This is a genomic window from Acidovorax sp. JHL-9 (assembly GCF_000426205.1).
Classification (GTDB): domain Bacteria; phylum Pseudomonadota; class Gammaproteobacteria; order Burkholderiales; family Burkholderiaceae_C; genus Acidovorax; species Acidovorax soli.
Map to the genome: position 1 here is coordinate 1 of NZ_AUEX01000025.1, position 24,229 is coordinate 24,229.

At 63.2% G+C, this 24,229-nt stretch carries 23 protein-coding genes and 1 tRNA gene; 18 read left to right on the top strand and 6 right to left on the bottom strand.

Annotated elements, in window-relative coordinates; translation table 11 throughout:
- Nucleotides 1-64 precede the first annotated feature (64 nt).
- Complete coding sequence (locus K225_RS22265) at nucleotides 65-535, top strand: hypothetical protein (protein ID WP_155885288.1); 471 nt, start codon at nucleotides 65-67, stop codon at nucleotides 533-535.
- 648 nt (nucleotides 536-1,183) lie between these two features.
- On the opposite strand, the gene hrcA is transcribed toward K225_RS22265, so the two are convergent.
- Nucleotides 1,184-2,188: a heat-inducible transcriptional repressor HrcA gene (gene hrcA, locus K225_RS0114900; RefSeq protein WP_026437149.1), complete on the bottom strand. Its 1,005-nt coding sequence runs from the start codon at nucleotides 2,186-2,188 to the stop codon at nucleotides 1,184-1,186.
- Nucleotides 2,189-2,216: 28 nt separating this feature from the next.
- Here hrcA and K225_RS0114905 point away from each other — a divergent pair, with 28 nt between their 5' ends.
- Genes K225_RS0114905 through rapZ form a run of 3 tightly spaced genes read left to right on the top strand, consistent with a single transcriptional unit; the run spans nucleotide 2,217 to nucleotide 5,649 of the window.
- Nucleotides 2,217-3,113, top strand: coding sequence for an NAD kinase (locus K225_RS0114905; protein WP_026437150.1), 897 nt, complete (start codon nucleotides 2,217-2,219; stop codon nucleotides 3,111-3,113).
- 2 nt (nucleotides 3,114-3,115) lie between these two features.
- Nucleotides 3,116-4,780 (top strand): DNA repair protein RecN, encoded by a 1,665-nt coding sequence (recN, locus tag K225_RS0114910; RefSeq protein ID WP_026437151.1) that lies wholly within the window; start codon nucleotides 3,116-3,118, stop codon nucleotides 4,778-4,780.
- Between the two features lie 5 nt (nucleotides 4,781-4,785).
- Complete coding sequence (gene rapZ / locus K225_RS0114915; protein ID WP_026437152.1) at nucleotides 4,786-5,649, top strand: RNase adapter RapZ; 864 nt, start codon at nucleotides 4,786-4,788, stop codon at nucleotides 5,647-5,649.
- 31 nt (nucleotides 5,650-5,680) lie between these two features.
- Here the strand turns inward: rapZ and mutY are convergent, their stop codons facing one another.
- The 3 genes from mutY to mutM all read right to left on the bottom strand — a co-directional run bounded on the left by mutY (nucleotide 5,681) and on the right by mutM (nucleotide 9,612).
- Complete coding sequence (mutY, locus tag K225_RS0114920; protein WP_026437153.1) at nucleotides 5,681-6,733, bottom strand: A/G-specific adenine glycosylase; 1,053 nt, start codon at nucleotides 6,731-6,733, stop codon at nucleotides 5,681-5,683.
- Nucleotides 6,730-8,691 carry a dynamin family protein gene (locus K225_RS0114925; RefSeq protein WP_034712916.1) on the bottom strand — a complete coding sequence of 654 codons (1,962 nt, stop codon included), beginning with the start codon at nucleotides 8,689-8,691 and terminating at the stop codon, nucleotides 6,730-6,732. Before K225_RS0114925 ends, mutY begins: the two co-directional genes overlap by 4 nt.
- A gap of 105 nt (nucleotides 8,692-8,796) precedes the next feature.
- A complete protein-coding gene (mutM, locus tag K225_RS0114930) occupies nucleotides 8,797-9,612 on the bottom strand; it encodes a bifunctional DNA-formamidopyrimidine glycosylase/DNA-(apurinic or apyrimidinic site) lyase (RefSeq protein ID WP_026437155.1) in 816 nt (271 codons plus the stop codon).
- 29 nt (nucleotides 9,613-9,641) lie between these two features.
- Between mutM and K225_RS0114935 the strand changes: the two genes are divergently transcribed.
- From K225_RS0114935 to pth, 7 genes are all read left to right on the top strand, one after another.
- Nucleotides 9,642-11,420 carry a tetratricopeptide repeat protein gene (locus K225_RS0114935; RefSeq protein WP_026437156.1) on the top strand — a complete coding sequence of 593 codons (1,779 nt, stop codon included), beginning with the start codon at nucleotides 9,642-9,644 and terminating at the stop codon, nucleotides 11,418-11,420.
- On the top strand, nucleotides 11,420-11,956 hold the full coding sequence (locus K225_RS0114940) for a lipoprotein insertase outer membrane protein LolB (RefSeq protein ID WP_026437157.1): 537 nt from the start codon (nucleotides 11,420-11,422) through the stop codon (nucleotides 11,954-11,956). The genes K225_RS0114935 and K225_RS0114940 overlap by 1 nt, the downstream gene beginning before the upstream one ends.
- A gap of 9 nt (nucleotides 11,957-11,965) precedes the next feature.
- A complete protein-coding gene (gene ispE / locus K225_RS0114945) occupies nucleotides 11,966-12,829 on the top strand; it encodes a 4-(cytidine 5'-diphospho)-2-C-methyl-D-erythritol kinase (RefSeq protein ID WP_026437158.1) in 864 nt (287 codons plus the stop codon).
- Between the two features lie 22 nt (nucleotides 12,830-12,851).
- A tRNA-Gln gene (locus K225_RS0114950) sits at nucleotides 12,852-12,928 on the top strand.
- Nucleotides 12,929-12,974: 46 nt separating this feature from the next.
- Entirely contained in the window at nucleotides 12,975-13,949 is a 975-nt protein-coding gene (locus K225_RS0114955; RefSeq protein WP_026437159.1) for a ribose-phosphate pyrophosphokinase, read from the top strand.
- Between the two features lie 179 nt (nucleotides 13,950-14,128).
- Nucleotides 14,129-14,767 (top strand): 50S ribosomal protein L25/general stress protein Ctc, encoded by a 639-nt coding sequence (locus K225_RS0114960; protein WP_026437160.1) that lies wholly within the window; start codon nucleotides 14,129-14,131, stop codon nucleotides 14,765-14,767.
- Between the two features lie 99 nt (nucleotides 14,768-14,866).
- Nucleotides 14,867-15,475, top strand: coding sequence for an aminoacyl-tRNA hydrolase (gene pth / locus K225_RS0114965; RefSeq protein ID WP_026437161.1), 609 nt, complete (start codon nucleotides 14,867-14,869; stop codon nucleotides 15,473-15,475).
- Nucleotides 15,476-15,559: 84 nt separating this feature from the next.
- Here pth and K225_RS0114970 read toward each other — a convergent pair whose 3' ends face one another.
- Nucleotides 15,560-15,817: a YfhL family 4Fe-4S dicluster ferredoxin gene (locus K225_RS0114970; RefSeq protein ID WP_026437162.1), complete on the bottom strand. Its 258-nt coding sequence runs from the start codon at nucleotides 15,815-15,817 to the stop codon at nucleotides 15,560-15,562.
- Nucleotides 15,818-16,031: 214 nt separating this feature from the next.
- Between K225_RS0114970 and K225_RS0114975 the strand changes: the two genes are divergently transcribed.
- From K225_RS0114975 to K225_RS0115005, 7 genes are all read left to right on the top strand, one after another.
- Nucleotides 16,032-16,994, top strand: coding sequence for an ABC transporter permease (locus tag K225_RS0114975; RefSeq protein WP_026437163.1), 963 nt, complete (start codon nucleotides 16,032-16,034; stop codon nucleotides 16,992-16,994).
- Entirely contained in the window at nucleotides 16,991-17,872 is an 882-nt protein-coding gene (locus K225_RS0114980) for an ABC transporter permease (protein ID WP_026437164.1), read from the top strand. The genes K225_RS0114975 and K225_RS0114980 overlap by 4 nt, the downstream gene beginning before the upstream one ends.
- A 29-nt stretch (nucleotides 17,873-17,901) precedes the next feature.
- Nucleotides 17,902-18,909: an ABC transporter ATP-binding protein gene (locus tag K225_RS0114985; RefSeq protein ID WP_026437165.1), complete on the top strand. Its 1,008-nt coding sequence runs from the start codon at nucleotides 17,902-17,904 to the stop codon at nucleotides 18,907-18,909.
- Complete coding sequence (locus K225_RS0114990; protein ID WP_081679703.1) at nucleotides 18,906-19,856, top strand: ATP-binding cassette domain-containing protein; 951 nt, start codon at nucleotides 18,906-18,908, stop codon at nucleotides 19,854-19,856. Before K225_RS0114985 ends, K225_RS0114990 begins: the two co-directional genes overlap by 4 nt.
- Before the next feature lie 73 nt (nucleotides 19,857-19,929).
- Nucleotides 19,930-21,420, top strand: a complete 1,491-nt coding sequence (locus K225_RS0114995; protein WP_026437167.1) for an ABC transporter substrate-binding protein — start codon at nucleotides 19,930-19,932, stop codon at nucleotides 21,418-21,420.
- Nucleotides 21,421-21,439: 19 nt separating this feature from the next.
- The gene (locus K225_RS0115000) at nucleotides 21,440-22,843 is read left to right on the top strand and encodes an amidase (protein ID WP_026437168.1); all 1,404 of its coding nucleotides are present in this window, start codon (nucleotides 21,440-21,442) and stop codon (nucleotides 22,841-22,843) included.
- Between the two features lie 7 nt (nucleotides 22,844-22,850).
- A complete protein-coding gene (locus tag K225_RS0115005) occupies nucleotides 22,851-23,477 on the top strand; it encodes a hypothetical protein (protein WP_026437169.1) in 627 nt (208 codons plus the stop codon).
- Here K225_RS0115005 and K225_RS0115010 read toward each other — a convergent pair.
- Nucleotides 23,464-24,162, bottom strand: coding sequence for a histidine phosphatase family protein (locus tag K225_RS0115010; RefSeq protein ID WP_155885289.1), 699 nt, complete (start codon nucleotides 24,160-24,162; stop codon nucleotides 23,464-23,466). The two genes, K225_RS0115005 and K225_RS0115010, sit on opposite strands and share 14 nt — an antisense overlap.
- Nucleotides 24,163-24,229 lie beyond the last annotated feature (67 nt).

A 24,229-nucleotide genomic window follows, 5' to 3' on the forward strand; every position in this document is an offset into this window, starting at 1 on the left:
CGCCGTCACACCCGAGTCGTCATAATCCGACCGTCCTGCCTGGGGGAATTTGGGGTGGCCAAGGGTGGGGGAATTTGACCTGGCCATCGGGGGCCAAAAGGACCTTCCAGCTAACATCTTGGGATACGTTACAGCCTTCGACTCTTCACTTTCCGAAGAGGAGTACAACCATCCACGGTATGCGTATCGTGTTTTATTCATTCCCAAGACTGCCAACAGGAAGGGTCAAGCGGACCAAGTTATTGAGTTTGTCAAGGCTGACTCAGAGCTTGCAAAAGGTGTAAATGCCCAATACACAGTAATCAAAGAGACTGAGAAAAAGAAATATCTCCCTGGTGAAGTTGTTTCAATCATCCAGTCAGAGGGCTTCACCAAGTTCAATATGCATGCGCACACCTCACTGTGGCAGTCACAAGATGCCAAGAACTCATCGAAAGGACTGGGCGTCCAAGTTGCAAAAACTTGGTACTGGTACGAACCTTGGCTTGATCTCGTAAGAGCTCACTGCAGGGAAAATGCGGTGAGCTATTCATGATAGAAATCTGACTATAGATGATGGTGTGGCGACACGGCGACAGTGGCGACACAAACGAAAAAGCCAACCCCGAAAGAGGTTGGCTTTTCGTTTTGGTGGGCCCCCCGAGAGTCGAACTCGGCACCAACGGATTCCGGTTTGTGTGACTTTCGCCACTCCCTGGACTATGCCTTCACCATAGCTTTCGCCTTAGGTGGGTGCCGTCTAGTCTCTACACCTTCAACAGCACTTTCGCACTGAAGCTTGGCTCGGCGTTGCCATACGCATTGCTGCGCTTAGGTTTCGCCGAATTTGACACCATCCCATACGCAGTTTCCAAACGTATGGCACAAATTTTATGAGTCCGCTGCTCTAACCAGGCATGAGCTAGAGGCCCGAAACTTCTAATGCTACAGCTTCTAAGCGCTTCGCTGAAGCGCCCATCACCTGAGCATTTCCTGAGTCGGCCCGGAAATGCACCGGCTCAGGGATTATTTCGACCCACGCACCTCTATGCCTTGCGCGTAAGTCGTTGAAACGTAACAAAGAACACTACAGGGCCACGCTCACTCACAGGGATTATGAGTCCTCTGCTCTAACCAACTGAGCTAACGCCCCCTCGCGCGCCAACGCTGAACCAGACGGGGCACTGCAAGTATTGTAGGGTGTTTATTTGCGGTAACTGAGCGCGTTGGACACCAGCTTGGAAGTGATGTCCACGATCTGAATCATCCGGTCATAGGGCATGCGGGTGGGGCCAATCACCCCCAGCGTACCCACCACCCTGCCATCCACTTCGTAAGGTGCGCTAACAATCGAAAGCTCTTCGAACGGCACAACCTGGCTCTCTCCGCCGATGTAGATACGGACACCCTCTGCCTGGCTGGAGATGTCCAGAAGGCGAAGTATCTGGGTTTTCTGCTCGAACAAATCGAAGGCCCTGCGAAGGTTGCCCATGTCGCTCGAGAAATCGCTCACTGCCAGCAGGTTTCTTTCGCCAGAGATGACGACTTCATCCTGGGCTTCGGAAAGGGCTTCCGAACTGATGTTGACCGCAGCCTGCATCAATGAAGCGATCTCCCCTCGCAGCATGTCCACCTCCGATTTGAGCTTTTCACGGACTTGCTCCATGGCCAAACCGGCATAGTGGGCATTCAGGAAGTTGGCGGCCTCGATCAACTGCGACTGCGAATAGTCCACATCGGTGAAGATGACACGGTTTTGCACATCGCCCTCCGGTGACACAATGATCACCAGCAACCGGCGCTCCGACAGTCGAAGAAATTCGATATGGCGGAACACGGAGGTGCGCCGCGGCGCCATCACTACGCCCACAAACTGGGAGAGGTTCGACAAAAGGTGCGCCGCATTGGCAATCACTTTTTGCGGCTGCTCTGGCGCCAGCTGTGGCGGCGTCAGTGGATCCCGTTGCACCGTCAGCATGGTGTCCACAAACAGGCGGTAGCCGCGCGCCGTGGGGATCCTTCCAGCGGATGTGTGGGGGCTTGCGATCAACCCCAGTTCCTCCAGATCCGCCATGACATTGCGTATCGTTGCCGGGGACAGCTCCAGCCCGGAAGCGCGCGACAGGGTGCGAGAACCCACAGGCTGCCCATCGGCGATGTAGCGCTCGACCAGCGCTTTCAGCAACAACTTGGCACGGTCATCGAGCATGGAATGATTTTAATGATGTAATTTCGCGATGACGTCCAATTTCCGCCATGTTGCGCTTATCGGCAAGTATCAGGCAACTGCTGCAGGCGCCATGGCCGATAGCTCGCGCCACGCCCTCGAAGAGATAGCTCAGTTTCTGGTTCGCCAGGGATGTCAGGTGGTGCTTGAAAAAGAAACCGCCATCAATACCAAACTGACCGCCTATCCCGCCATGGACGTGGACACCATTGGTGCCCAATGCGAACTGGGGCTCGTCGTTGGCGGAGATGGCACCATGCTCGGCATCGGTCGACAGCTCGCGCGCTATGGCACCCCGCTGATCGGAATCAATCAGGGGCGCCTGGGCTTCATCACCGACATCCCCTTCGGCAGCTTTCAGGCGGCGCTCACGCCCATGCTGTGCGGAGAGTACGAAGAGGATTTGCGCCCCCTGATGCGCGCACGCGTGGTTCGTGGGCAGGCCACGGTTTTCGAAGCCCTTGCCATGAACGATGTCGTGGTGAACCGCGGAGCCACATCCGGCATGGTGGAGCTTCGCGTGGAAGTGGGCGGGCAATTCGTGGCCAACCAGAGGGCTGACGGGCTCATCATTGCTTCACCCACCGGATCAACAGCCTACGCACTTTCCGCGGGCGGCCCCATGCTCCATCCATCCATCCCAGGGTGGGTACTGGTTCCGATTGCACCCCATACCCTTTCAAACCGCCCTATCGTTCTATCGGATGCCACCGAAGTGGCCGTCGAGATAGTGAGTGGCAGGGATGTCAGCGCCAATTTCGACATGCAGTCGCTGGCGTCACTGCTGCATGGTGACCGGATTCTTGTCCAGCGCTCCGAGCACAGCGTCCGTTTTTTGCACCCGCTCGGCTGGAACTATTTCGCGACACTGCGCAAGAAGTTACGCTGGAACGAAGGGGGCTCCTGATCATGGCGCTCAGGCGAATCACCCTGCGGGACTTCGTGATTGTTCGAGAACTTGCTCTGGATCTACAGACAGGCTTCACCGTGTTGACCGGGGAAACCGGGGCCGGCAAATCGATTCTGGTGGATGCGCTGCAACTGGCACTGGGCGCTCGCGCGGATGCAGGGTACGTGCGTGAAGGTGCCCGCCATGCCGATGTGTGCGCGGAATTCGATTCCCCCCACCACTTGCAGCCATGGCTCGAAGAAGCGGGGATAGAGGCCAACGATATCTTGCTACTGCGCAGAACCGTAGACACCCAAGGGAAAAGCCGAGCGTGGATCAATGGCACGCCGGCGACCGCAACACAACTGCGCTATCTCGGGGATCAACTATTGGACATTCATGGCCAGCACGCATGGCAGAGTCTGACCCGCCCGGATTCCGTGCGCGGCTTGCTGGACGCTTATGCGGGTATTTCGCTGCAGGAATTGGCCGCAAGCTGGACCCAATGGCGTGTCGCCCAGAAGATCCTGGAGGAAGCACGTGCGGCCCAATCCTCTCTTCAGCAAGAGCGCGAGCGGCTGCAATGGCAAATTGCTGAAATCAGCAAACTGGCCCCCGGAGACGATGAGTGGGTGGATCTGGAAATTCAGCACCAGCGTCTCTCGCACGCCCACACGCTGCTGGAAGCCGCTCAGGATGCACTGGCAACCCTTGACGAGGAGGAATCGGGCGCACATTCCAGGCTGACGCGCGCGGTCTCACGACTGCAAAACCACGAGCAGCTCGAACCCGCATTTGGCGACCTGGCAAATATCCTTTCGTCCAGCCTGGCGCAAACCAGCGATGTCATCCGTTCGCTGCAAGCCTATCTGAGGCGTACCGACCTGGACCCAGACCGTCTTGCAGATCTCGACGCGCGCATATCGCAATGGATGACTCTGGCGAGGCGCTACAAGCGCCAACCTTCGGAGTTGCCCGCCTTGCTGCACACCTGGAAAGCGGAGTTGCTGCGCCTGGACGCTGCAACCGACCTCGCCAGCCTCGAATCAACCCAGGCGAGCACCGCCAAGGCCTACCACACCATCGCACGCACCATCTCGCGCGGTAGAGCAAAGGCTGCCCCCCAGCTGTCCGCAGCCATCACACAGGCGATGCAGGGCCTGGGCATGACGGGAGGCGTGTTTGAGGTTTCGGTGACAAAGGCCTCTGAGCCCGCACTGCATGGATTGGACGACGTTGCCTTTCTCGTGGCAGGCCACCCTGGCATGACGCCGCGCCCCATCGACAAGGTCGCATCTGGCGGAGAGCTGTCACGGCTTTCCCTGGCCATCTCCGTGACCACCAGCGAACTGGGCACGGCGCCCACCCTGGTTTTTGACGAAGTGGATTCCGGCGTCGGAGGGGCCGTGGCAGAAACCGTGGGCAGACTGATGCGGCAACTGGGGCGCGACCGGCAGGTGCTGGCAGTCACCCACTTGCCGCAGGTGGCAGCCTATGCAGACCACCACCTCATGGTGTCCAAACGTCGCGATGCGGCCGGAACCACCAGCACTGTCGCGCCGCTTTCGGGCGAGCAGCGGATTGCAGAAGTGGCCCGCATGCTCGGCGGTGAACACCCCACTGGAACCACCCTGGCGCATGCCAGCGAAATGCTGGGCCTTGCCGCTACCCCCCCAAAGGTGTGATGACCATGTCGCTGGAAATTGTGCTGATCACCGGCATGTCTGGCTCGGGAAAATCCGTGGCATTGCATGCGATGGAAGATTCCGGCTATTACTGCGTTGACAACCTGCCCCCTGAATTGCTCCCCGCCTTTGTGGCACTGGAACACAAGCACCACGGAAACCGCGTGGCAATCGCCATGGATGTGCGCAGCGCCACGTCGCTACCGCAAGTACCCCGGGAACTGGACAGTCTGCGCAAACAGGGGGTGATTGTTCAGTCCATCTTCCTGGATGCCACCACAGAAACACTGGTTCGCCGTTTTTCCGAAACACGTCGTCGCCACCCTTTGTCGCACGATGATGTTCCAGATGGCCGTCGAGCACTCACGCAGGTGATTGAACTGGAGCGCGAATTGCTGGCTGATCTGCGGGAGCAGGCACATGTCATAGACACCAGCACGATCAGGGCATCCCAGCTCCAGAGCTATGTCAAAGACCTGATGCCATCGGCGCCGGGGCAGCTCACACTGGTTTTCCAGTCGTTCGCATTCAAGCGAGGAATTCCCGTGGATGCCGACTATGTGTTCGACGTCCGGATGCTGCCCAATCCCCATTACGAGCCCGCGCTGCGCGACCTGACAGGACTGGATGCCCCCGTCGCGGACTTTCTACGCCAACAGGTGGATGTGGGGCTGATGGGCCAACACATCGAGGAATTTCTCTCCTATTGGCTGGACATGCTGGACCGAAACCACCGAAGCTATGTGACGGTAGCCGTCGGATGCACGGGCGGTCAGCACAGATCCGTCTATCTCGTGGAGCAATTGGCCCAGGCATTCAGCGACCGATGGACCGTTCTGCGGCGCCATCGCGAATTGGATGGTCGCTGAAAACGGGTGCCACAGCGACGTCCCGCCGAAATTACAGCCCGGCCAGTAGCTTGCGAACGGGGGCAGGAAGACCCATGACAGCGATCTGTTGCGCAGTAAACCAGCCTCCGCCATCGTCTGGTGTTGTCTTGCGATATTGCCGCACGATCACAGGATGCAAGTACAGATCACGATGGGTCAGCACATGAAGGAAGGGGGGGGCCTCCTCCATGGTTTTCGCAGAGGGAAGCCCTGCTGCATCGCAAAATGCCGACACATCCGACCGAAGGGGAAAGATTGGCACGCAATACAGGCCAGCCCATATGCCTGCCGAAGGGCGACGGGACAGCCAGAATTTTCCCGCAGGATCCTCCAGGACCATGAGCCACCACGATTCTGAGCGGCGCTTGAGCTTGCGCGTTCTCACGGGATACCGTTCGGGCTCCCCAGCGCGATGTGCGACGCACAAAGTCTGCAAAGGGCATTGCGGACAAGCGGGATTGCGAGGCATGCACAAGCTTGCCCCCAAATCCATCAAACCCTGGGTATAGCGCGGCATCGCCGCATCAATGTCCGCCGATGGCAACAAGGCCTGCGCATGTGCCCACAATGTCCGCTCATTCCGGGCCACGGCGAGATCCTCATCAAAACCCAGCACGCGTGTCAGCACCCTTCGCACGTTGGCGTCCAGGATGGGCGTGCGCTCTGCAAAACAGAAAGCCGCAATCGCGCCGGCCGTTGAGCGCCCAATTCCGGGCAGCGTAGCCAGCACCTGCGCACTGCGGGGAAAAACCCCGCCGTGCTCGCTGACAACGGTCTGCGCACAGCGGTGGAGATTGCGTGCCCGGCTGTAGTACCCGAGGCCACTCCACAGAGCCATGACCTCATCCAGCGAGGCGTTGGCCAATGCGCTCACATCGGGGAACCGCTCCAAAAACCGCGCGTAATAGCCCAGCACCGTACTGACCTGGGTTTGTTGCAGCATGATCTCAGACAGCCAGACCCGATAGGGATCGCGTGTCTGCTGCCAAGGCAGGTGGTTGCGTCCATGGAGTGCCTGCCAACGAACCACCCGCGTGGCGACATCTGTTTCCGAAAGAATCATGCAGGCATAAGCCCGGGGCGTTCTGCGGCGTCTGCCAGGACGGGCAACGCTATCAACTGGGCTGTCAATTCGGTCAAGCGTCGTTCCAGCTGAATGAGTTCCTCTTCACCCGCCTCGATCTCTGAAATTCGCTCCACCAAGCCGGTCGCGGCATGCTGAATCCGGTCAACCGCCTCTATGCGCCTGGTAAAACTCCGACGGCGCTCACGCAACTGGGCGTCCAGTTGAGCCGTAGCAGACTTGCTCCACAACTCCAGATCATTGGCCGCCGACTCGTACACCGTGCGCAAACGCATGGCCAAGGCACGAACCAGGCGCTCGGCGAATTCAGGCTGCGCCAGCTTCAGGACATTGCCAACCCCAAGGTATTGCAGATGGCTCTGCTCAATCTGCGAGAGTTCCTGGACAAAGTGCTCGAGTTTCGGAGGGGGGGGCACCTGCAAAGAAAACCCGAATTCCGCATTCAACTGGCGAAACGTGCCCCCTAGCATCGCCTGTATTTCAATGCTGGATGCCTGCGCCTTATCCATGGTTCCCCTGAGTTTTTCAAAGGTCTGGACGTAGATCTTTCGCACACCGAGCTTCAGCCCTTTTGGCTGCAGCATTTGCGCCAACTCGGTCAGCTCCAGCTTGAGGGACTTCGCCCCCAACTGATGAAAAACGTCCCGCAACAGCTTGAGATGCACCGCACGAACCGCCTGAATCTTGGCAGCGCTCATATCAAACTCGCGCTGTTCCTGCTCAACACGGTGGCGCATCGACGCGATCACCGAGGCATTTTTGCCCCTGAGACTTCGCAGTTCGGCCATCTGGTCATCCAGATCCCTGCGACGAATGTTGATGACACGCGCAGTTTCAGCACGCAAACCCGCCACACCCGTTGCCACGGCAGCACGCAGGATGGCTTGGCGACGGCCCATGATCCCCCTGGCAAGCGCCCCTTCCAACGAAGGCAGGCCGCTGGATTCGAGAAGAAGATCGTCACACGTGATCTTTGCCAGCAACCCCTTTTGCGCAGAAACAGGCACCACCTGCGCCAGCGGCACGCCCAGCATTTCCGCAGAGATCGCGCATTGCCGGTTCATCTGCGCAATGATTTCGTGCGGTGAATTGAGGGTGTCCCACAAGGTGTCAATCTTGTTGAGAACCACCAGCCGTGCTTCCAGGCTTTCCGCAGACGTCGCCAGGTGCTCTCGCCAGATCGCCAGGTCCGAACGGGTAACTCCCGTGTCGGCACTCAAGATGAATACCACCGCATGGGCCTGCGGAATGAGATTGACGGTCAACTCGGGCTCGGCGCCCACCGCATTCAATCCCGGGGTGTCCAGAATCACCAACCCTTGCTTCAGCAAGGGATGGGGGATATTGATGATGGCATGGCGCCACATCGGCACTTCCACCAAGCCATCTGCATCAGGCACCGGGTTGTCATCTGCCAGCTCATCGTGCCAGAACCCAAGCGCCCGTGCGTCATCCAGCGTAACTTTTCGAACCTCTGCGACCTTCTCCAGCGCTTTGGCGATCTGGTCGGCATTGTTGACATCCAGCGGAATTTCCAGCCAGCGATCGGGTTTTAACCGCCATTCGGCCAGGCCCTGCAGCTGCAACCGGGTATCGATTGGCAGCAGCCGAAGGCAAGGTGCCACCAAAGCGTCGTAGCCCAGTTCCGTGGGGCACATCGTCGTGCGGCCGGCGCTGGCAGGCATGATGCGACGGCCATAGCCGGCAAAGAAGATGGCGTTGATCAGCTCTGATTTGCCACGCGAGAACTCCGCGACAAAAGCCACCGTCACCTTATCGCTGCGCACCTGTGCTTCCAGGCGATTCAGCCGCTCCTGAACCGCAGCATCCATGAGCTCGTGATCAGACATCCACTCGGACAGACGGCGAATCTGGTGCGCAAACTCACGCCGCCAGAGGCCGTGCTCCTCGAACTGCTCGTTGAATGATGGTCCCACTTTGCTCCCGGAGTGCAATGCACGGTCTATGCGTAGATAGGCACAAAATATAGCATTGACGGTGCCGTGGATGCGATCTGTGTGCTGACTGTCAACACCGCCCCGTTAAGCGCGTTGGCATCGCGGACAAAAATAGCTGCTGCGCTGTCCCTGGCGAAGCAGCTGGATGGCGCTGCCACAATGGTGGCAGGGAGCACCATCCCGCCCATACACATTCGCTTCGTGCTGGAAATGCCCGGCCATCCCGTCGGCACTGGAAAAGTCCTTCAGCGTACTGCCACCAAGCTCCACCGCACGCGCCAGCACCGCCCGGATGGCGTCAAAAAGCCTGCGCGCCCTCTGCGGACCTATGCGCTGCGCGGCCACGGTGGGACGAATGCCCGCCAGATACAACACCTCGGACGCATAGATATTGCCCACCCCCACGACCAGACGTCCCGCCAGCAACACCTGCTTGATGGGCGCACGACTCGCCTTGAGCCCCGCCTCGAAGGCCGGGTAGGTAAAGACGTCAGACAGCGGCTCCATCCCCAGCCCGCCAAGCAATTTCTGTGCAACTGCAGCCTGCTCGTCTACTGCATACACCACGGCACCAAAACGCCTGGGATCATGCAAGCGCAGCGTCCCCTGGGAGGTCATCACGTCGAAATGATCGTGCACGCCCGGCGGGGGCAGATCAGGGCTGAAGCGCAGGCTTCCGGACATGCCCAGATGCAGCAGCAAAAGACCGGAATCCAGATCCACCAGCAAATATTTGCCCCGTCGGCGTATCGACACCACCTTGTGCCCCACCAGCGATTGCGGCGCACACCCCAGCGGCCACCGCAATGGCTTGCCCACCCGAACCGACTCGATCCGAGCCCCGGCAATGGCCTGCGCAAAACTGCGGCGGGTGACTTCCACTTCAGGCAACTCAGGCATGCCGTCGCCTTGAAAACAGGTTGCAGAGCATGGATTATTATGACCCGATGGTGCTATCTCATCGCTTTCGAACAGTCCTCCTCACTGCCGCTGTGCTGGCCACAGCCACCACAGGATGGACCCAGTCCGGGGGGCGACCCAGCAGCGCTGAAGCCCCCCCCCCGCCCATCCCCAGCGCACAGCTCGATGCCGAGCTTTTCTATGAAATTTTTCTGGGCGAGCTGACCACCCAGTCCGGAGATCCCGGAGCAGGTTACTCGCTGATGCTGGAAGCGGCGCGGCGCAGCGGAGACAGCACCTTGTATCGGCGTGCCGCCGATATTGCCTTGCAAGCCCGGTCTGGCGACTACGCCTTGGCAGCGGCACGGGCATGGAAAGAGGCGCAACCCCAATCGCGAGAAGCCAACCGCTACACATTGCAGATTCTCATTGCACTCAATCGCATCGGCGAGACCCCGGAACTGCTGCGACAGGAGTTGGCGCAAATGCCCGCTGCCTCCAAAGCCGAGGCCCTGTCCGCCCTGCCCCAGATGTATGGCCGCGCCAGCGACAAGTCACTGGCGGCCAATGTGGTGGAGCGGGCGCTCACCGATGAACTTCTGCACCCCGCCACGGGTCCTGCAGCGTGGACCGCACTGGGCCGTATGCGCCTGGCGGCCGGCAACAAGGCGGGCGCTCTGGATGCGGCTCGCCAGGCACTGAAGCTCGACGGAGCCAACGCGGTTGCCATGCCGCTGGCCCTGGAACTGATGGAAGAGGGCGTGCCAGAAGCAGAGTTGCTGGTCACAACCCACCTTGCCAAACACCCCGACCCGGACCTGCGCACGGCATATGCCCGCGTCCTGCTGGGCCAGCAACGCTACCCAGCCGCGCGCCAGCAACTGGAGACAGTGACGCGCGACAAGCCGGATCTGCGGGAAGCATGGCTTGCCCTTGCCACGCTGCAATTTCAGGACAACCGACTACGCAATGCGGAAAAATCACTGCAGCGCTACATGGAGCTGACAAATGCCGCCACTTCAGACCCGGATCTGCAGCGGCGTGGGCTGACCCAGGCCTACCTTCTCTCTGCACAAATTGCCGAGAAGAACAAAGACTACGCCGCGGCCGAGTCCTGGCTCGGCCGCATCGAAAATTCGGAAGAAATGCTCAGCGCACAACGCCGCCGCGCATCCCTGCTTGCACAACAGGGCAAGCTTCCTCAGGCACGCGCCCTGCTGCGCGCACTGCCGGGCAATACCCCCAGCCATGCCCGCATGAAACTGCAGGCAGAGGTGCAGCTGCTGCAGGAAATGCGCTTGTACAAGGAGGCTTTGGCCGTCCAGGCGGAACTGGTAGCCCAGGACCCGCAAGACAACGAACTGGTCTACGACCAGGCCATGCTGGCCGAAAAATCAGGCGATCCGGCCATGATGGAGCAGTTGCTGCGACAGCTGATTGAGCGCAAGCCCGATTACCACCACGCCTACAACGCCTTGGGATACTCCTTCGCAGAACGGGGCTTGCGCCTGGAAGAGGCCAAAGGCCTGATCTCCAAGGCACTGGAATACGCTCCGGGCGATCCCTTCATCACAGACAGCCTGGGCTGGGTCGAATTTCGCCTCGGCAACAGCGCCGAGGCCTTGCGCCTGCTATCGATCGCCTTCAAGGCCCGACCCGATGCTGAAATTGCAGCGCACCTTGGTGAAGTCCTCTGGAGCACCGGAAACCGTGCACAGGCCGCCAGTGTCTGGCGCGAGGGCTTGCGCCTGAACCCGGACAACGAAACGCTCAAAGACACCCTGAAACGGCTGGGAGCCATGCCCTGATGCTGAATGCCACGCCACAGGGCCTGCAGCCGCAAGGCGCCACCCAAAGGCTGCCCCACTGGTTTGCCTCCTGGCTCGCGGTTTTTGTTCTGCTGCTGGCCGGCTGCGCCCATCCGCCGGCCACACCAGAAAGCCCCTATCGCGCCCCGTGGACAGGACGCCTAGCATTGCAAGTGGAAGAAACGGCGTCGCAGTCTTTTTCTGCATCTTTTGAGCTCTCCGGATCGGCGCAGCAAGGCCAATTCGTCTTGTTCAACCCTCTTGGCAACACCCTCGCACGGATCCAGTGGAATGCCAGCCACGCAGAGATCACCACGGGCCAAAACACCCGGGAGTCCGAATCATTGGATGCCCTGCTGCGGGATGTGCTGGGCACGGATATTCCGGTCGCGGCACTGTTCAGCTGGCTCGAAGGCACCCATGTGGATGCCGTTGGCTGGCAGGTCGATCTGTCGGCCATCTCCGCCGGGCGGTTGGTGGCGCAACGCCACACGCCGACGCCACAGGCCACATTGCGAATCATCCTGACCCGCTGATACCACTTCATGCTCGCCCTGTACGACGTGCCGGCTCCGGCCAAGCTCAACCTCTTCCTGCATATCACGGGCCGACGAACTGACGGCTATCACCTGATGCAGTCCGTCTTCATGATGATCGACTGGTGCGATACCCTGCATTTCGAGTTGCGCAACGATGGCCGCATCACCCGCGAGGACCTTGGCCCTCCGCTTCCCGACATCGACCTGACCGTCCGCGCAGCACAGGCCCTGCAAACGGCCACCGCCTGCCCCCTGGGCATCCACATCGGGGTGCAGAAAAGAGTCCCCGCGCAGGCGGGCATGGGAGGCGGCTCGTCAGACGCAGCCTCCACGCTGCTGGCACTCAACCGCCTCTGGAAACTCCACCTGCCCCTCACCGCACTGGAAGCGATCGGATTGAAACTGGGCGCCGACGTGCCATTTTTTTTGCGCGGCCGCAACGCCTGGGTAGAGGGAATTGGTGAGATAATCACGCCGCTCGAGAAGGCATATCAACTACCGCAAGCGCGCTTTGTCGTAGTAAAACCCGAGGCGGGTCTGGAAACGAAATCAATTTTTTCCGCTCCCGACCTGAAACGCGATTCAGATAGTGCTACAATCTTAGGCTTTGCTGCAGCACACTACAATTTCGGTTGTAATGACTTGCAACCAGTCGCCCAGGCCTTGTGCCCCGAAGTGACCCAAGCCATTCAGTGGCTCGAATCACGCGGTTTGCAAGGGCGAATGACCGGTTCAGGCAGTGCAGTGTTTGCGCAAATATCGCATGCTGTTGACCTGCAAAACGCCCCCAGTGGCTGGCAGGTCAGGGTATGTGAAAATCTGATGGTTCATCCTCTGGCAGGATGGGCATCAGGCAAGAATGAAGGTTGACTGCTTTGCAGTGGACCTGTGTAGGGGAGTCGCCAAGCTGGTTAAGGCACCGGATTTTGATTCCGGCATGCAAAGGTTCGAATCCTTTCTCCCCTGCCAAATTTCTTTTCGCGTACGGGCTCTTTTTTCAGACTGCTGGGACGCTATGCAAGCCAACCAACCCGACTTCATGGTTTTCACCGGCAATGCCAATCCTGGCATGGCAGCTGAAATTGCCCAACACCTTGGCACCACGCTGGGCGCCGCTGATGTGGGTCGCTTCTCCGACGGCGAAGTCACCGTCGAAATCAAACAGAACGTGCGGGCCCGCGACGTTTTCGTGGTGCAGTCCACCTGTGCGCCCACCAACGAAAACCTCATGGAGCTGCTGATCATGGTGGATGCGCTCAAGCGCGCCTCCGCAGAGCGCATCAGCGCCGTGATCCCCTACTTCGGCTACGCCCGCCAGGATCGCCGCCCCCGCTCCAGCCGGGTTCCGATCTCAGCCAAGGTGGTCGCCAACATGCTGCAAGCCGTGGGCGTAGCCCGTGTGCTGACCATGGACCTGCATGCCGACCAGATCCAGGGCTTCTTCGACATTCCCGTCGACAACATCTACGCGTCCCCCGTGCTGCTGGGCGATCTGCGCCAGAAAAACTACGAAGACCTGATCGTCGTCTCGCCCGATGTGGGCGGAGTGGTGCGCGCCCGGGCCCTTGCCAAGCAGCTCGGCTGCGACCTCGCCATCATCGACAAGCGTCGCCCCAAGGCCAACGTATCCGAAGTGATGCATGTGATCGGCGAGATCGAAGGCCGCAACTGCGTGATCATGGATGACATGATCGACACCGCCGGCACCCTGGTGAAGGCCGCCGAGGTGCTCAAGGAGCGTGGTGCCAAGAAGGTGTATGCCTACTGCACCCACCCCATTTTCTCGGGTCCCGCCATTGAACGCATCGCCCAGGGCTCTGCCCTCGACGAAGTGGTGGTGACCAATACCATTCCCTTGAACGATAACGCCAAGGGATGCACCAAAATCCGCCAGCTCTCCGTGGCTCCGCTGATCGCCGAGACGATCCAGCGCATCGCCAAGGGTGAGTCGGTGATGAGTTTGTTCTCGGACCAAGAGAATCTTTTCTGAGCGTCAGCCCCGCCTCTCGCGAGGCATGGTGGTTGTCGCCGGTTCAGATGCTTGCAGGCCTCCTTCGGGAGGCTTGCCTGTTCGGGGGCATTGTTGTGGGCTTGCCGCCATCCGGGCGCAACAAGCCTTTTTTCAACAGGGAATGACTGGTCGCGGTCGTCCCTTTTCAGGAGCTAACTATGAACTTCGTCGCTTTTGAGCGCGCCAAGCAGGGTACGGGTGCGAGCCGCCGTCTGCGCAATTCGGGCAAGACGCCTGGCATCGTGTACGGCGGTTCCGCCGAACCCCAACTCATCGAGATCGACCACAACGCACTGTGGCACGCCCTCAAGAAGGAAGCCTTCCACGCCAGCGTGCTGGACATGGAACTGGCCGGCACCACCTCCAAGGTGCTGCTGCGCGACGTGCAATACCACCCCTACAAGCAACTGGTGCTGCACATCGACTTCCAGCGCGTGGACGAAAAGACCAAGCTGCACATGAAGGTGCCACTGCACTACAGCGGCGCCGAAGAATCCGACGCGGTCAAGGTGGACAAGTGCCTGGTGAACCCCATCGTGAACGAACTCGACGTGACCTGCATGCCTTCGGACCTGCCAGAGTTCATCGCCATTGACCTGAGCACGCTGAAGAAGGGTGTCTCCCTGCACCTCAAGGACATCAAGCTGCCCAAGGGTGTGAGCGCCGTGATCCGTGGCGGCCAGAACAACAACCCCGTGCTGGTCTCCGTGGCCAACCCCGTGGTGGAAGTGGCTGCACCTGCTGCCGATGCAGCACCTGCCGCCGATGCCAAGGGCAAGGGCAAGGGCAAGAAGTAAGACCGGCGCACCGGTCTCTGCGGCCTGCCTCGGCAGCGCCGCATCCAACGGCCCACCTGTGTGGGCCGTTTTCATTGGCAGCTACCGATAATGGCGCACATGATCAAACTGTTTGTAGGCCTGGGCAACCCGGGGCCCGACTACGAGGCCACCCGCCACAATGCGGGGTTCTGGTGGATAGATGCGCTGGCCCACGAACTCAAGGCCACGCTGGTGCCCGAGCGCAGCTACCACGGCCTGGTGGCCCGCACCAGCGTGCATGGCCAGAGTGTCTGGCTGCTGCAGCCCCAGACCTTCATGAACCTGTCAGGGAAATCGGTGGCCTCGCTCGCGCGGTTCTTCAAGATCCAGCCCGAGGAAATCCTGGTGGCGCACGATGAACTGGACATTGCGCCCGGCCAGGTAAAGCTCAAGCGCGGCGGCAGCCATGCCGGGCACAACGGACTGCGGGACATCCATGCCCAACTCGGTTCACCCGATTACTGGCGCCTGCGCATCGGCATCGGCCATCCGGGCGTCAAGGCCGAAGTGGCCAACTGGGTCCTGAAAAAACCCTCGCCCGACCAGCGCACCCTGATCGAGGACAGCATCCAGCATTCGCTCAAGGCCCATGCCGCCATGCTGGCGGGCGACATGGAAAAAGCCACGCTGCTGGTCCACACCACCAAGCCCCCGCGTCCCAAGCCGCCGCGCCCCGAAGGCCAGTGACATTCCGCAGCGGCTGCGCCCTCGGGTACTGCAACTTTCATAGCATCCGGCACTGAATGGAAAAGTACCAGAGGCCCTAAACACTCAAACCTTGGTGGCCGCCTGCAGCCTTTGGAACTTCTGCCACAGTGTTTCCCGGCTCTCCACATGTTGCGGGTCCACCGGGATGCACGCCACCGGGCACAGCTGCACGCACTGGGGCTCGTCGAAATGGCCCACGCATTCCGTGCACTTGTCGGGGTCGATCTCGTAGATTTCCTCGCCCACAGAGATGGCCTGATTCGGGCACTCGGGCTCACACACATCGCAGTTGATGCACTCGTCGGTGATCCTCAGCGCCATGCGGGCCTCCCTGCGGAAAGCGGGCAGGCCGGATGCGGATACGGAGAGTTCAAGAAGACGGTCATGCCTTGGATTATCCCGCGCCCCTGCCCTGCACCGCCTTGACCTGCGGCACAACACACCACTGCGATCATGGGTGCTTTGCCGGTATGCTGCGCAAGCCGCTTTCGCCCACCGGCTGAAGCACACGGACAAGCACCACCCGCACCAACCCATGGGTTTCTTTCTTCTCAAGCGATTCCTGACCCTTCTGGCCACGCTGCTCGGTGCATCGGTGGTCGTTTTCCTGGTGCTGGACATCCTGCCGGGCAATGCCGCCCAGGTGCTCATGGGGCCCGATGCCTCGCCCGACGCGGTGGCCTCCCTCGCCACCCAGCTGGGGCTGGACCAGCCCGCTGCGCAGCGCTATGGGCAATGGATGGGTGGCCTGCTGGTGGGCGAGATGGGCGACAGCTACACCTATGGCAGCCCGGTGCTGGAACTGGTGCTGGAGCGCCTGGCGCTGACGGTACCGCTGGCGCTGATGGCCATGGCACTCAGCACGGTGCTGGCGCTCGCGGCCGGCCTTTACGCCGCCGCGCGCCACAACCGCTGGGGCGATGTGGGCACGATGGGCCTGGCCCAGCTGGGCATTGCCATCCCCAACTTCTGGTTCGCCATCCTGCTGATTCTGCTGTTCTCGGTGAAGCTGCAGTGGTTTGCCGCCGGCGGGTTTCCGGGTTGGACCGAAGACAGCGGCGGCAGCCCGCTGGCGGCCCTGAAGGCGCTGCTGCTGCCTGCCATCGCCCTGGCAGTGGTGCAGGCGGCCATATTGGCGCGCATCACGCGCTCGGCCGTGCTGGATGTGCTGCGCGAGGATTTCGTGCGCACCGCGCGCGCCAAGGGACTTTCGCGGCGGGCGGCGCTGTGGGGCCATGTGCTGCGCAATGCCATGATCCCGGTCATCACCGTGATGGGCCTGCAGTTCGCCAACCTGCTGGCCGGCACCATCGTGGTGGAGAACGTGTTTTATCTGCCGGGCCTGGGCCGGCTGATCTTCCAGTCGATCGCCAACCGCGATCTGATCGTAGTGCGCAACTGCGTGATGCTGCTGGCGGCCATGGTGGTGGTGGTGAACTTTGTGGTGGACCTGCTGTATGCAGTGATTGATCCCCGGGTAAAGGCCAGCGACCTATGAACCAGCCCGCCGCCACCAGCACCCCGCCCGCCCCGGCCCTGCCTGCGGGCTGGCTGCACCGCGCCCTGCGCCACCGCAGCTTTGTTGCCGGTGCGGTGCTGGTGTTGCTGCTGCTGGCCGCGGCGGCCCTGTCGCTGGTCTGGACGCCCTGGTCGCCCTACGACATGGACCTGCCAGCCAGGCTGCAGCCGCCCAGCGGCCAGCACTGGCTGGGCACCGATGCCTTTGGCCGCGACGTGGCCGCGCTGCTGCTGGTGGGCGCGCGCAACTCGCTCCTGGTGGGCGTGATCGCGGTGGGCATTGGCATGGGCCTGGGCGTGGCACTGGGGCTGCTTGCCGCCGCGCGGCGTGGCTGGGTGGAAGAAGCCATCATGCGCCTGGCCGACTTCACCTTCGCATTCCCGGCCATCCTGTCGGCCATCATGATGACAGCGGTGTTTGGCGCGGGCATCATCAACTCGATCATCGCCATCGGCATCTTCAACATTCCCACCTTTGCGCGGGTGACGCGGGCTTCGGCCAACGCCGTGGGGTCGCGCGATTTCATCCTGGCGGCGCGGGCCTGCGGCAAGGGCAGTGTGCGCATCACGCTCGAACATGTGCTGCCCAACATCGCCTCGGTGCTGATCGTGCAGGCCACGGTGCAGTTCGCCATCGCCATCCTGGCCGAGGCGGCGCTCTCGTACCTGGGCCTGGGCACGCAGCCGCCGCAGCCGTCCTGGGGCCGCATGCTCAGCGACGCCCAGACCCTGATGTTCCAGGCGCCGCTGCTGGCCGTGTGGCCCGGAGTGGCCATTGCCCTGGCCGTGCTGGGCCTGAACCTGCTGGGCGACGGCCTGCGCGACCTGCTCGACCCCCGCCTGACCCGCCAACGCTGATGCCGACCGACCGCCCACATACCGCACCCATGCCCTTGCTGCAGGTCGCCCAGCTGCGCATCCGCCTGCACACCCACCGGGGCGCCGCCGATGCGGTGCGCGGCATCGATTTCACGCTCCATCGCGGTGAAACCCTGGGCCTGGTGGGCGAATCGGGCTGCGGCAAGTCGCTCACCGCCCTCGCGCTCATGGGCCTGCTGCCCGATGCCGCGCAGGCCAGCGGCAGCCTTCTTCTGGATGGGCAGGAACTGGTGGGGCTGGACGACGCCGCGCTGTGCCGCCTGCGCGGCAACCGCATCGGTATGGTCTTCCAGGAGCCCATGACGGCGCTGAACCCCGTGCACCGCATTGGCGACCAGGTGGCCGAGCCGCTGCGGCTGCACCGCGGCATGGGCCGCACTGCGGCACGCCGCGAGGCCCTGGCCCTGCTGGAGCGCGTGGGCATTGCCGACGCTGCGCGGCGCCTGGATGACTACCCGCACCAGTTCTCGGGCGGGCAGCGCCAGCGCATCACCATTGCCATGGCGCTGGCCTGCGGGCCCGATCTGCTGATTGCCGACGAGCCCACCACGGCGCTCGACGTGACCGTGCAGCAGCAGATCCTTCAGCTTATCGGCGACCTGGTGGCCGAACGCGGCATGGCGCTGATCCTGATCTCGCACGACCTGGGCGTGATTGCGCAGAACACCGACCGCATGCTGGTGATGTATGGCGGCAGCGTGGTGGAGAGCGGCCCCACGGAGGCGGTTTTTTCGGCCATGGCCCACCCCTACACGCGCGGCCTGCTGGCGGCGCGCCCGCAGCTGGTGCCGCGCCGCGCCGGCGAACGCCCGCGCCTGTCCACCATCGCGGGCACCGTGCCCGAGCTGGCCCACCTGCCCGCCGGCTGCCCCTTTGCCGGGCGCTGCGGTTTCACCGTGGCCGCCTGCCACAGCACCGCACCGCCGCCCGTGCCGCTGGTGGCTGGGGGTGCGGGGCACCTGGCACGCTGCATCCGGCTGGATGCGGTGGCCGCCGCGCAAGAGGCCAGCGCATGAATTCCGCAAACACTGCTGAATCGATAGCTTCTGGCGCACACTCCATAAGCGCCACAGAGCCATCTGACTCAAAAATTCCCGCCACTTCGCAGCCCCCCCTGCTGCAGGTCACGCAACTGGTGCGCCACTACCCGCTGCCGCGCACGCACCTGTGTCAAACGCCGCAGCAGGTGCAGGCCCTGCAGGGCGTGGACTTGCGCGTGGAGTCGGGCCGCAGCCTGGGCATCGTGGGCGAATCGGGCTCGGGCAAGTCCACGCTGGCCCGGCTGGTGATGGCGCTCGACACCCCCACCGCTGGCTCGGTGCACCTGCTCGGCCGCGACCTGCACCGCCTGCCCGCCGCCGAGCTGCGGCATGCGCGGCGCGATTTCCAGATGGTGTTCCAGGACCCCTATGGCTCGCTGGACCCGCGCCAGAAGGTGGAGCGCATCGTCACCGAGCCGCTGCAGGCCCAGGGCCGCACCAGCCGTGCCGAGCAACGCGAGCAGGCCGCGCAGGTGCTGGCGCAGGTGGGCCTGCGCAGCACCGACCTGGCCAAGTACCCGCACGAGTTCTCGGGTGGCCAGCGCCAGCGCATCGCGATTGCACGCGCGCTCATCACCCGTCCCCGCCTGATCGTGGCCGACGAGCCCGTGAGTGCGCTCGATGTCTCGGTGCAGGCCCAGGTGCTCAACCTGATGCTGGATTTGCAGCAGCAGTTCGGCATCACCTACCTGCTCATCAGCCACGACCTGGCCGTGGTGAACCACCTGTGCGACGAGGTGGTGGTGCTGTACCAGGGGCGCATCGTGGAGCGCGGCACGCCCGAGGAACTGTTCCACAACGCGCGGCACCCCTACACCCGCGCCCTGGTCGACGCCGTGCCCCGCATCGAGCCGGGGCGCGCCCGGGCACGCCGGGCACCAATGGCACAAAGGGCCGGCGAAGCCCTGCGCCCCATGGTGTAAAAAGAATCCTTTCTGACCAAGGGCGCCCCTGCAAGCGGGCCCCATCGACCTGTTTCGCCTGGAGAACCCGAACATGCTGAACCGCCGCTCCGTCCTGGCCACTGGCGCCATTGCCGCAGCCCCCCTGGTCGCGCCCTGGGGCGCCCTGGCCAAAGCCAGCAAGGACACCGTGGTGCTGGCCATGACGCTGGAGCCACCAGGGCTGGACCCCACGGCCGGCGCCGCTTCGGCCATTGCCGAGATCGTGCACTACAACATCTTCGAGACGCTCACCAAGATCAACGCCGACGGCAGCGTGTCGCCGCTGCTGGCCGAAAGCTGGGAGGTGTCGCCCGATCTGCGAACCTACACCCTGCGCCTGCGCCGGGGGGTGAAGTTCAGCAACGGCGTGCCGCTGACGGCCAGCGCGGTCAAGTTCTCATTCGACCGTGCGGGCAGCGACAAGAGCACCAACAAGGACAAGCGCACCTTTGCCAACCTCACCACCCAGGTGGTGGACGACCACACCGTGGTGCTGATCCACAAGGACATCGACCCCGATTTCCTGTTCGTGCTGGGCCAGGCCACGGCCATCATCGTCGAGCCCCAAAGCGCCGCCACCAACGCAACCCGGCCCGTGGGCACCGGCCCCTACGTGCTGGGCGCCTGGAACCGGGGTGCGTCCATCACGCTGAACGCGTGGCCAGGTTTTCGGGCACCCGGCAGCATCCGAATGCGCCGGGCCACATTCCGCTTTATCTCCGACCCCGCCGCCCAGGTGGCGGCGCTGCTGGCGGGCGATGTGGACCTGTTCGCCCGCGTCACGCCGCGCAGCGTGGCCCAGTTCAAGGCCGACCCGCGCTTTCAGGTGGTGGTGAGCGGCTCGCGCGCCAAGACCATCCTGGCCATCAACAACAACCGAAAACCCCTGAACGACGTGCGCGTGCGCCGCGCCATTGCCGCCGCCATCGACCGCAAGGCCGTCATCGAAGGTGCAGGCGACGGCTACGGCGTGCCCATTGGCAGCCACTATGTGCCGGGCGCGTTTGGCTATATGGACACCACGGGCATCAACCCCTTTGACATCGACAAGGCCAGGAAACTGCTGGCCGAGGCCGGCGTCAAGACCCCGCTGGAGCTGACGCTCACCCTGCCTCCACCGCCCTATGCCCGCCAGGGCGGCGAGGTGATCGCGGCGCAGCTGGCCAAGATCGGCATCGTGTGCAAGCTCCAGAACGTGGAATGGGCCCAGTGGCTCAGCGGCACCTACGGCAACAAGAACTACGACCTCACGCTCATCTCGCATGTCGAGCCCTTCGACCTGGGCAACTTTGCCAAGCCCGACTACTACTGGGGCTACAACTCGCCGCAGTTCAACACGCTGTTCGACAAGATCAAGAACGCCCCGCGCCCGGCCGACCGCGCCCGCCTGCTGGGCGACGCCCAGCGCCTGCTGGCCGAAGAGGCCGTGCACGGTTTCCTCTACCAGCCGCAATGGGTGACGGTGGCGAACAAGAACCTCAAGGGGCTGTGGAAAGACATGCCCATCTTCGTGAACGATCTCTCGGCCCTCTCCTGGTCCTGACACCGGCGCCACCCGCACCATGAGCGCACTGCACGACCTGCCCGCCCACGCCCTGCTCGCGGCCTACCGCCAGCGCACCCTGTCCCCGGTCGAAGTGGTCGCCGATGTGCTGGCCCACATCGGGCGCTGGGAGCCCCACATCCAGGCCACCTACCTGCTGCGCCCCGAAGCCGCCCTGGCGCAGGCCAGGGCATCAGAGGCCCGCTGGCTGCGCAGCGAGCCCCTCGGTGCGCTCGATGGCGTGCCCGCCACCATCAAGGAAAACATCGCCACGCGCGGCGACCCCATGCCCCTGGGCACGGCTGCCACGGCGCTGGTGCCCGCCGCCGCCGACGCCCCGCCCGCCGCGCGCCTGCGTGAAGCCGGCGCCGTGGTCGTGGCCAAGACCACCATGCCCGACTACGGCATGCTGTCCTCGGGACTGTCGAGCTTTCACCCGCTGGCGCGCAACCCCTGGGACCTCTCCAAAGGCCCCGGCGGCTCCAGCGCCGGTGCGGGCGCTGCCGCTGCCGCCGGCTATGGCCCGCTGCACATCGGCACCGACATCGGGGGCTCGCTGCGCCTGCCGGCCAGCTGGTGCGGCATTTTCAGCCTGAAACCCAGCCTGGGCCGCATCCCCATCGACCCGCCCTACACCGGCCGCGCCGCCGGCCCCATGACGCGCACGGTCGCGGACGCCGCACTGGTGATGCAGGTGCTGAGCCAGAGCGACGCGCGCGACAGCATGGCCCTGCCCGCACAGGACATTGCCTGGGGCCGGTTCGACCAGGGTGCCGAACACCTTCGCGGTCTGCGCATCGGCCTGCTGCTGGAGGCCGGCTGCGGCCTTGCCGTCGAGCCCGAGGTCCGCGCCGCCATCGAGCAGGCGGCCCGCTGGCTGGAGCAGGCCGGCGCCCACATCGTGCCCATGCAGCCCTTCATGACCCAGGGCATGCTCGATGGCATGGACCATTTCTGGCGCATGCGCTCGTACATCGACCTGCAGGCCCTGCCCGTCGCGCAGCAGGGCAAGGTGCTGCCCTACATCCGCGCCTGGGCCGAGAGCGCCGCGGGCCTGAGCGGCACCGCGGTGTTCCACGCCAGCCAGCAGTTCCACCTGACCCGCATGGCCGCCGTGCGTGCCTGCAGCGCCTTCGACTACGTGATCTCGCCCGTGGCGCCCATGCCGGCGTTTGCAGCCGAGCTGCCCTCGCCCACCAACGACCCGCTGCGTCCGCTGGAGCACATCGGCTTCACCGTGCCCTTCAACATGTCGGAGCAGCCCGCTGCGTCGGTGAACTGCGGCTACACGGCCAGCGGCCTGCCGATCGGCCTGCAGATCGCCGGGCGGCGCTTTGACGACCTGGGTGTGCTGCAGCTGGCCCATGCGTTCGAGCAGATACGCCCACCGCAACGTACCTGGCCCCAGCCGCCGGGGATATAAACAGGCCATGGACATTCTCACCCTCGCCCTCCTGATCGCCATCGGCAGCTACATCCTCAACCACCAGCAGCAACGCAAGCGCATTGCCCTGCTGGCCAGCCACCTGGGCCATTACCAGATCGAAAAGCTCATGGAGACCCTGACCGAGGGCTATCTGCGCGCGCTGGGCGAGAGCACGCCCGAGCGGCGCGACCAGATCTGGAGCCTGCTCTCCACCACCGAATCGCAGCTGAGCGAGCAGTTCAACCGATTCGCCGCCGAGTTCGCCCAGGTGAACGAGGCCGACGCCCGCGTCAGCCACTTGGCCATGGCCGTTCCATTTGCCAGCCAGCTGTTTCCCGCCACCACCTTCGACATGCGCCAGGCCCTGGCAATCCACGCCCGGGGCATCGAGAACATGGTCCGCAACGCGGCGCACCTGGCCCCGCGCGACAAGGCCTTCACGATGTCGGCCGAGCTGTTTCTGATGCAGCACACCTGCCACTGGTTCTGCAAGTCCAAGACCATCGCCACGGCACGCATGCTGGCGCGGCACAAGACGCCGTATGAACAGCTGGTGAATTCCGTGTCGGCGCAGACCCGCAGCGCCTATCTGGCACTGGTCAGGGGTGACAAGGGCATCAAGCGGCCCTGACGCCTTCGGCGCGCTGCAGCCGGGTCTGGTCGTACACGGGCTGTGCGGGCAGGCCGGCCAGGTGCTGCGTGTCGGCCCAGTGCACGATCTCGACGGCATCGCCCTGCAGGCGCACGCGGTTCAGGCCCGCGTTGGGGATCTCGCTCTGGCGCGGACCGCCCAGTCCCAGGCCGCGCGCGGTGCGCCACACCATGTCGAGCACGCCGCCATGCGTGACCACGATGACGGTCTGCCCCGCATGCTGGTGGGCCAGGCCGCGCAGCGCCTCCATCACCCGTGCGTGGAACTGCCGCGCGGTCTCGCCGCCGGGCATGCCGCCATCGGCATCGAAGCGCAGCCACTGCGCCCAGGCCGATGCGTGCTGCACCTTGATGTCGTCCACGCGCAGGCCATCCACCACGCCAAAATGCTGCTCGCGCAGGCGCGGGTCGGTCAGCGCGTCGAGCGACAGCTGCGGCAGCAACGCGGCCAGCGCGGCCAGCGCGGGCTGTGCCGTCTGCCGGGTCCGCAGGAGGTCGCTGCACACCAGATGATCGACCGCCAGGTTCTCCGCCACCAGGCGCTGCGCCAGGCGCTGCGCCTGCGCGTGCCCGGTGGCGTTCAAGGGCACATCCACCTGGCCCTGGAAGCGCAGCTCGCGGTTCCAGTCGGTTTCACCGTGGCGGATGAGGATGAGTTCGGTCATGCGCCCATTATCAAACCCGGGCATGACAATTCAAGCATTTTTTGGTTTTAGCGCTTATGCAACAAGC

Coding starts and splice junctions, on each gene's coding strand:
- hrcA (WP_026437149.1), bottom strand. CDS start 2,188: ATGCTCGATGACCGTGCCAAGTTGTTGCTGAAAGCGCTGGTCGAGCGC.
- K225_RS0114905 (WP_026437150.1), top strand. CDS start 2,217: ATGACGTCCAATTTCCGCCATGTTGCGCTTATCGGCAAGTATCAGGCA.
- recN (WP_026437151.1), top strand. CDS start 3,116: ATGGCGCTCAGGCGAATCACCCTGCGGGACTTCGTGATTGTTCGAGAA.
- rapZ (WP_026437152.1), top strand. CDS start 4,786: ATGTCGCTGGAAATTGTGCTGATCACCGGCATGTCTGGCTCGGGAAAA.
- mutY (WP_026437153.1), bottom strand. CDS start 6,733: ATGATTCTTTCGGAAACAGATGTCGCCACGCGGGTGGTTCGTTGGCAG.
- mutM (WP_026437155.1), bottom strand. CDS start 9,612: ATGCCTGAGTTGCCTGAAGTGGAAGTCACCCGCCGCAGTTTTGCGCAG.
- K225_RS0114935 (WP_026437156.1), top strand. CDS start 9,642: ATGGATTATTATGACCCGATGGTGCTATCTCATCGCTTTCGAACAGTC.
- K225_RS0114940 (WP_026437157.1), top strand. CDS start 11,420: ATGCTGAATGCCACGCCACAGGGCCTGCAGCCGCAAGGCGCCACCCAA.
- ispE (WP_026437158.1), top strand. CDS start 11,966: ATGCTCGCCCTGTACGACGTGCCGGCTCCGGCCAAGCTCAACCTCTTC.
- K225_RS0114955 (WP_026437159.1), top strand. CDS start 12,975: ATGCAAGCCAACCAACCCGACTTCATGGTTTTCACCGGCAATGCCAAT.
- K225_RS0114960 (WP_026437160.1), top strand. CDS start 14,129: ATGAACTTCGTCGCTTTTGAGCGCGCCAAGCAGGGTACGGGTGCGAGC.
- pth (WP_026437161.1), top strand. CDS start 14,867: ATGATCAAACTGTTTGTAGGCCTGGGCAACCCGGGGCCCGACTACGAG.
- K225_RS0114970 (WP_026437162.1), bottom strand. CDS start 15,817: ATGGCGCTGAGGATCACCGACGAGTGCATCAACTGCGATGTGTGTGAG.
- K225_RS0114975 (WP_026437163.1), top strand. CDS start 16,032: ATGGGTTTCTTTCTTCTCAAGCGATTCCTGACCCTTCTGGCCACGCTG.
- K225_RS0114980 (WP_026437164.1), top strand. CDS start 16,991: ATGAACCAGCCCGCCGCCACCAGCACCCCGCCCGCCCCGGCCCTGCCT.
- K225_RS0114985 (WP_026437165.1), top strand. CDS start 17,902: ATGCCCTTGCTGCAGGTCGCCCAGCTGCGCATCCGCCTGCACACCCAC.
- K225_RS0114990 (WP_081679703.1), top strand. CDS start 18,906: ATGAATTCCGCAAACACTGCTGAATCGATAGCTTCTGGCGCACACTCC.
- K225_RS0114995 (WP_026437167.1), top strand. CDS start 19,930: ATGCTGAACCGCCGCTCCGTCCTGGCCACTGGCGCCATTGCCGCAGCC.
- K225_RS0115000 (WP_026437168.1), top strand. CDS start 21,440: ATGAGCGCACTGCACGACCTGCCCGCCCACGCCCTGCTCGCGGCCTAC.
- K225_RS0115005 (WP_026437169.1), top strand. CDS start 22,851: ATGGACATTCTCACCCTCGCCCTCCTGATCGCCATCGGCAGCTACATC.
- K225_RS0115010 (WP_155885289.1), bottom strand. CDS start 24,162: ATGACCGAACTCATCCTCATCCGCCACGGTGAAACCGACTGGAACCGC.